Origin of the sequence: Hydrocoleum sp. CS-953, assembly GCF_002260545.1 — a bacterium.
Lineage (GTDB): Bacteria > Cyanobacteriota > Cyanobacteriia > Cyanobacteriales > Microcoleaceae > Trichodesmium.
In genome coordinates this window covers 1-7,795 of record NZ_LGSU01001196.1, presented here as the reverse complement: position 1 = coordinate 7,795, position 7,795 = coordinate 1, and the positions used below count along the sequence as shown (strand labels likewise).

The 7,795-nt window shown below is 36.4% G+C and carries 3 protein-coding genes; all 3 read right to left on the bottom strand.

The genetic code is table 11. The features are described 5' to 3' along the window. Nucleotides 1-193: 193 nt before the first annotated feature. On the bottom strand, nt 194-1,498 hold the full coding sequence (locus tag AFK68_RS19670; RefSeq protein ID WP_094674369.1) for an anhydro-N-acetylmuramic acid kinase: 1,305 nt from the start codon (nt 1,496-1,498) through the stop codon (nt 194-196). A 177-nt stretch (nt 1,499-1,675) separates the two neighbouring features. Then, nucleotides 1,676-2,419, bottom strand: coding sequence for a PP2C family serine/threonine-protein phosphatase (locus tag AFK68_RS19665; protein WP_094674371.1), 744 nt, complete (start codon nt 2,417-2,419; stop codon nt 1,676-1,678). A 1,734-nt stretch (nt 2,420-4,153) separates the two neighbouring features. Beyond that, a complete protein-coding gene (gene treS, locus AFK68_RS19660) occupies nt 4,154-7,486 on the bottom strand; it encodes a maltose alpha-D-glucosyltransferase (protein ID WP_094674367.1) in 3,333 nt (1,110 codons plus the stop codon). Nucleotides 7,487-7,795: the final 309 nt, after the last annotated feature.

The window sequence follows — 7,795 nt, the reverse complement described above, 5'->3', positions numbered from 1 at the left end:
GGTTTATACAGAGATTGAAAAGCAAATTGCTGAAGCAATAAAACAGGAAGAGGAAACTATAGCTACTTCTAATAGTTGGATAAAACAACTAGGAGAAATTCGGAGCAATTTTGACCTTATTCTACAATATATTCATAAGACAACCGCAAAAGCAAAAGGTTGAGTAGAATAATTACTTCAGGGTAATTATTTTCTAATTTTTTACTGATTCTTTATTTCTCCTATTTCCTATAATTGGTTGATGAATTTCTCCTAACATGACTTTAGCTTTTGCTCCTGTAACTTCTGGCAAATTACTCTTAATTTCTAAAGAGCGCCAATAAGCTAAAACTGCCATAGATATAGCTTCTTTAAAATCTACATCTACGCCTACTTCAGCAGTTGTCATTACTGGTATTGGTGCTAATAGTTTCTCTATCCTTTCTTTTAAATATAAGTTATGGCTACCACCACCACATAATAATATTTGGTCAGGCAAACTCGGCAGAAAATTTCTATAGCTATGGTTGATTGAAGCTGCTGTTAATTCTGTGAGAGTTGCCAGTATATCAGCAGTAGTTAAATTATATTTTTCTGCATCAGTAAGACAGTTAAATAAATAGTCTTTGCCAAATAATTCTCTACCTGTAGACTTTGGGGGTTTCTGTTGGAAAAAATCTTGTTTTAACCATGTTTCTACTAACTCTTGGCATGGTCTCCCACTAGCTGCCCACTCTCCATTTTTATCGTAAGTTTTACTTCCTTGAGAAAGATGTTCTACTGCTAAATCTAATAATGTATTACTAGGTCCTGTATCCCAACCTAAAACTGTTTGAGAAGAAGCTAAAGTTGTTACTATCTCCTCTTCTTTTTCACTTTTGACTTTTGACTTTTGATTTGCAGGAAGTGAAGCTAAACTTGTTACTATTTCCTCTTCTTTTTTACTTTTGAATTTTGACTTTTGACTTGGGCGAAGCGGTTGATTTTTCAAATAAGTAACATTGCCAATTCCACCTAAATTTTGTACACAGCGAGTATATTCTGGGTGGCTCAGTAAATGAAGATCGACACAAGGAACTAAGGGCGCACCTTGACCACCGACAGCAATATCAGCAGCCCGAAAATTACTAACAGTGGGAATTCCTGTTAAATTAGCAATTACTTCACCACGGCCTAACTGTAGACTATAACCTAATTGTTGAGAGGGCGGACGATGGTAAACAGTTTGACCGTGAGAGCCAATTAGTTGTGCTTTATTATCATATTTTTGGTTAATTGTCAATGCTGCTGTAGCGAATTCTTGGGCAATAGCATCATTAAGTTCAGCAAATTCAGCCATTGAGAGAGAGACACCGCCACAAACATCAAGAATTTGGGAACGCAAATTTTCTGGGTAAGGGTAAGTAGATGCTGCTAGTAGTTGAACTGTCAAATTTGTTTGACCACCAGTAACATCAACTAAAGCTGCATCTATACCATCCACCGAAGTGCCACTAATTAAACCAATAACTTTGGTCATTTGCAGTAGTTAACCGTTCTTAGAAAGCTACAATAATCTGTAAAAATCTACAATTATCTGTCCTATTCCTGCTTCTACCTGGCAATGTCGGCATTATCCAGTCCACAGACTGTTACGGACTAATTGTCCGCCATAGCTAGATTGAAGCTAGCATTTAAGTCTCTGTCACAAACCTTATCAACTATCAACAGCGACTATTATGACTGTAATATTATCACGACCACCTTCCTCCTTAGCAGCATTTACCAGTTTTTCAGCAATATCTGCACAAGCATCACCATAACTTAAAATAGGTGCAATCTCAAAAATACTAGAAATTTTCTCATCAGATAACTCTTCTGTCAATCCATCACTACAGAGTAAAAGGCGATCGCCTGGTTGAACATCTAAAGACAAGAGGTCTACCCTACCCATATCTTCCCTACCCAAACATTGGGAAAGTACATGACGCCAAGGATGTACTCTAGCTTGGTCTGAGGTTAAAGCATTTTGTCTGACTGCCTGAGCTACCCAAGTTTGGTCTTCTGTGATTTGTGCTAGCTCTTGTCCCCGAAGTCGATAGAGGCGAGAGTCTCCTACATTTGCACACCAAGGTTGTGGTTCTCGGAAGATAGCCACAACTGCTGTTGTACCCATATCTGAACGTTCAGGATGTTTTTCCTGGTCAATTATAATAGCTTCATTTGCTTGAATAAAGGCATCTTCTAACAATTGGGGTGATTCTATAGTATCCTGCCAATGACTATCTAGATAAGTTTTAATTACTTCTGTAGCAATTTTACTAGCTTCTTCGCCACCTGCATGTCCCCCCATCCCATCAGCAACAATAAAAAATCGTCCTTCCGGGTCTATGTAGTAAGAATCTTGATTAACGGAGCGTATAATACCTGTATCAGTGTTCCCTGCAAACTTCAGTTCGATAGTAGAACTTAGTTCACTGACTTCTGTCCAATTTTTAGATTTATTATCCACCTATATTATTAATATCCTACTTTAATATACTTTATTCTGATTGTAGCATTAGAATCTAGTTGATAATATGACTAAATTTTAACTAATAAATATAGGTTTAAGCATTCAGCATTTAGCATTCGGCTCAAGTCATTTAATTTATTAGTCATTACTACCTCAAATCTGAATTAGCAGTTCAATAATGGATAATGGATAATTGATAATTGATAATTACCTCTCCCTAAAACGGATTGGATTGAATAAAAGGAAAATAAATTCATTGTTTCTCCACGGCGAGTGAGAGGCTTNTACCTCTCCCTAAAACGGATTGGATTGAATAAAAGGAAAATAAATTCATTGTTTCTCCACGGCGAGTGAGAGGCTTTAAACCTTAATTAAATTATTCGGTAAGAAAATCAAAAATTTACTTTTTCATCCTTTTGAAAGGGGAGGCTATTTATCTTATAGCAATTCCCAAAAAGCTTGAGGTACAAAACTCTCTTGTTTTACGGAGTAGAGGAAATGGGGAATAGAAAAGAATAAAAAAACTGTACCTCATAACTGTGGAAATTGCGATATTTATTTCTTAGTCAAAATTATTGGTTGTAAATAATTTCAATTTTATTAATTTCCTATCCCCTTGTTCTGGAGTGTTAATAAGACACACGGTTTATGGGAGGTAGATGTTAGTATAGTTGGGGTGCATCTCAATTTTTAAGAAAGCCAAAAAATCATCGCTTTTAGGGAACAGAGAACAGGGAACAGGGAATAGGAAATAGGAAATAAGAAATAGGAAAAAAGTATTTTTGCAAATATTGANGAGGTAGATGTTAGTATAGTTGGGGTGCATCTCAATTTTTAAGAAAGCCAAAAAATCATCGCTTTTAGGGAACAGAGAACAGGGAACAGGGAATAGGAAATAGGAAATAAGAAATAGGAAAAAAGTATTTTTGCAAATATTGAGATGCACCCTAGAGTTGGGTATTTAATTTCATACAAACTCGGTTTCTCTAAATGTAAGTATTCAGCCGTCAGCTATGAGTTATTAACTTATCCTGTTTTTCAGGATGAATTAATCTTCAAAAAGTTAAATATAAAGAAAAATATCGTCCGCTAATTTTAATTAGTTCTGTACCTTAGCTTGGCTATTAACTGACTGATGAAGTGCTAATAGCTGTTTGCGCAGAATTCCGCTATAAATGCTTAATTCTACATTTTTTATACTTATAGTACCGGATTTGATATTAACTATAGCAATCCTATTTTATTAGTGGGAAAATATTACTGCTTTTTAGGCAAGAGGCACTATTGCTACAGGGAACAGGTAAGAGTTTCAAATTTTTTATTTAGGACTTGCTGATTAAATATAAAAGCATTGACAAAGATGGGTTTGAGCAATTTTAAGTCTTTAAAAAGTACCAGGTTTTTAGCTATTCATGCTCATGCATGTTAGGATTTTGGGTTGACTCATGGCTGAAAAATCAAGGGATAATTTCCCCTCCTGCCTCCTGCCTCCTCGCTCATTCCTCCTGACTCCTGAATCCTGACTCCTACCCCTACTAAAAGACTTTTTCAGCAAACCCTATTTACTTTTTAATTTCTCACAACCCATTTAGGATTGCTATATCAAAAATATTCCGTAAAATTAACCCACAGCTATTATTCGCAAATTTTTTCTAAATGGGAAACTTGTGTCTGAATAAATTATGGAACTAATTGTTGAATTCGTTTGAGAGGAATTTCTATCCATTCAGGGCGAGAGGTCAGTTCATAGTCAAGTTCATAGATGACTTTTTCTAATAGATAAACGTCTAAAAGTACCTGTATTTCTTGTTCACTTTGAGGCAAAAATGAACTTGAATTTGTACTCTGAAGATATGCTTTTAAGAAAGATATGCTAACCCAAGTATACCAAAATATAGACCATTGTTCCATTGCTAAAATATTTTCAGGACGAATCATCCCATTTTTAATTTCTTCCCGGAGAGCAACATTAGCTGCATAATAAAATGACTCTAACATTACTGCAATATCTCGAAGCAGAGAACGTTTCATGCGACGTTCATTTAAAGGTCGAGTAGCTTCTCCTTCAAAATTAATAATGACAAAATCTTTACCTGTAAATAAAACATTTTCTAAATGATAATCTCCATGGCAACGGGTACGGATAGCGGTAATTTTTCGTTCGACTACCGAACCTAAATGTTCCATAATTATGTCTTGACGATTAATCACACTTTTAGCTAATTGTTGCGTATCTTCTGAAAATTTTGATAGGTGCTTTTTCAACTTTAATAAAATCTTGCCTGTTTGGTTTCTCATATATTGATAAACCGACCTTTGATAAAAAGGCGTAAACTGTTCGGGAGAAAAGTTGGGATTTTCTGAATCAGAGGCTAAAGCGTTATGAATATCTGCTGTAACCTTACCTAAATTTTCGGCTACATTAATATAAGAACCAATCACATCGTAGACTGATTCAGTAATCTCAATATTCAAACTATTATTAACAGTAATTCCAGGAATTTCTAACTGATTTACAGATGTTTGTTCTACCATTATTCGGTCAAAATAATCCCTCAAAGCATCAGAGGTATAAGACCAACCGTCTCTTGCTTCTGGAATAAATTCTTCTAATATGCCAATAGTAATTAAGTTAGTTCCTTGTCGGTGATATTCTAGATATCCTGCTGTTTGAGAAATATTCCCTAAAATTGCTGAATTTTGAGTTTTTGATATCTCTGTTAAGAAGTTCCCATTTTCTAGTTCTGGATGAATACCATATTCTAGTTTTCGGAATAATTTAAGTATTAACCTTGTGCCGAAATTAATTAAAGTTTTATCGTGTCTTTCAGACAAAATATGTGGCTGAATATCTTCTGTAGTTGCCTGCATTATCTCTGCTAATACATGAGTTTTATTTCCCTGAATAAAACCACTATTTCCTTGATGTTTTTGTTTTTTGTTGATAGCTGCTAAGGGTATATTTAAAAAATCTCTTTGCGCTAAAGCATCAAACAAAATTCCAGTTTTATCTTGCTGCTGTATCTGTAATTCAGCAATAATTTTTTGGGGAGGAATTTGAGAACTTATTTCCGACTGACCTAAATAGCTCAAAGGAATTAAATAAGTTTCTATCGGACCTTCTGTATAGTGAAATTCTAGAAATATTAAAGCAGTTTCTTTCTGTTGATAATCAATCGGAATTACTTCTATTATTTCTGTAGATTGAATTACTTTATTTTTACCCCTAAACCAAGGATAGCCACTCAAATAATTAGGTAAAATTGACTCTAACTTTTTCTTACTTTCTGGCTGAGAAAATATATTTTTCCAATTTTCTGCCACTGTCAAAACAGGAGGTTTACTCAAAGGTCTTAAAGTTTCAACATAAGTTTGTTGTGGCTGTAGAGTAAACCAATAAAAAGCATAAGCACTCAAACTAAAAAAGTAAGGATATTCCTGAATAGTCGGAAACTTAGTCCGACCAAAAATTTCCACAGGTACCATACCATTGAAAGCTGATAAGTCTAACTCTACTGTTTGTACAAAACGGGAGAGATTAGCCACTACCAAAATATGTTGACCAGAGTAAGTCCGAGTAAAAGCCAAAACCTTCCTATTTTCAGGATGTAGTAACTCAAACGAACCACGACCAAAAGCTTGAAAACGTTCCCTAGTAGAAATCAAACGCTTCATCCACCACCACAAAGAATTAGAATTAGACCTTTGAGCCTCTACATTAATAGTTTCATAGTGATATTCAGGGTCAACAATAACTGGAGCATATAACTTTTGAGGATTAGTACGACTAAAACCAGCATTACGGTCAGCACTCCATTGCATAGGAGTCCGTACACCATTACGATCGCCCAAATAAATATTATCCCCCATACCTATTTCATCCCCATAATATAGAACGGGAGTACCAGGCAAAGACAAAAGTAAACTATTCAGCAACTCTATTTGCCGACGGTCATTTCCTAAAAGAGGAGCTAAACGGCGACGAATACCCAAATTTATTCTGGCTTGAGTATCCTGAGCATAAGCCTTATACATATAATCTCGGTCTTCGTCGCTCACCATTTCCAAAGTCAACTCATCATGGTTTCGCAAAAACAAAGCCCACTGACAATTATTAGGAATAGAAGGAGTTTGATTGAGAATGTCAGAAATAGGAAAATTATCCTCCATCCGCAAAGCCATAAATAAACGAGGCATTAAAGGAAAATGGAAATTCATCTGACATTCATCCCCACTTCCATAATATTTAGCAGCATCTTCCGGCCATTGATTAGCCTCTGCTAATAACATTCGGTTGGAGTATTTCTGGTCGATATGCGCCCGTAACTTTTTCAGGAAGACATGGGTTCCCGGCAAATTTTCACAGTTAGTACCTTCTTCAACACAAAGATAAGGCACTGCATCAAGGCGCATGGCATCAACTCCCATGTCTAACCAAAAGTCTGCCACTTCTAAAACTGCCTCTTGTACGGCAGGGTTTTCATAGTTGAGGTCTGGTTGATGGTAGAAAAACCGATGCCAATAGTAAGCTTGAGCTACAGAATCATAAGCCCAGTTAGAATTTTCAAAGTCTTGGAAAATAATGCGGACTTCTGGGTACTTATCAGGACTGTCGCTCCAAACATAGAAGTCTCTTTCTACGCTACCTTTTGGGGCACGACGCGCTCTTTGGAACCAGGGGTGTTTGTCGGAGGTATGGTTAACTACAAGTTCGATAATGACTCGAATACCTCTATCGTGGGCAGCGTCGAGAAATTCTTGGAAGTCTTCTAGGTTGCCGTAAATGGGGTTAATACTTCTATAATCGGCAATGTCATAACCATCGTCTCTGAGGGGGGAGGGGAAAAATGGTAGGGTCCAAATTGCTGTTATGCCTAGGTCTTGGAGGTAGTCTAATTTTTCTGTAAGTCCGCGAAAGTCTCCTATTCCATCACCGTTACTATCGGCGAATGCTCGAACTGGTGCTTCATAAATTATGGCGTCTTTGAACCAAAGTGGGTCGTTTTTTAGCATGGGGTAAGGCTTTTTCTTTCTATTGTTGAAGATTCCTGAATTATAGCTGAAAGGGAGATGGGGAGTGTAGGAGGTGTGGGGAGTGTGGGGAGTGTGGGAAGTGTGGGAAGTGTGAGAACTGTCGGAGGTGGAGGAGGAAATTTCCGGTAGAGAAATAATAGTCACATATTTTCTGGCAGTGGAAATTAACTCTCAGTTGTCTTGCTCTCTAGGTTTGATTTTCTACCCGATGCGTATATCGCAATAGTCAGATTTGACAATTATTTTTTCGATTCTTGATTCACTAATAAATGTTTTGTGGCTAGAGGA

Excerpts from the sequence above, each read along its gene's own strand:
- AFK68_RS19670 (WP_094674369.1), bottom strand. The coding sequence starts at position 1,498 with ATGACCAAAGTTATTGGTTTAATTAGTGGCACTTCGGTGGATGGTATA.
- treS (WP_094674367.1), bottom strand. The coding sequence starts at position 7,486 with ATGCTAAAAAACGACCCACTTTGGTTCAAAGACGCCATAATTTATGAA.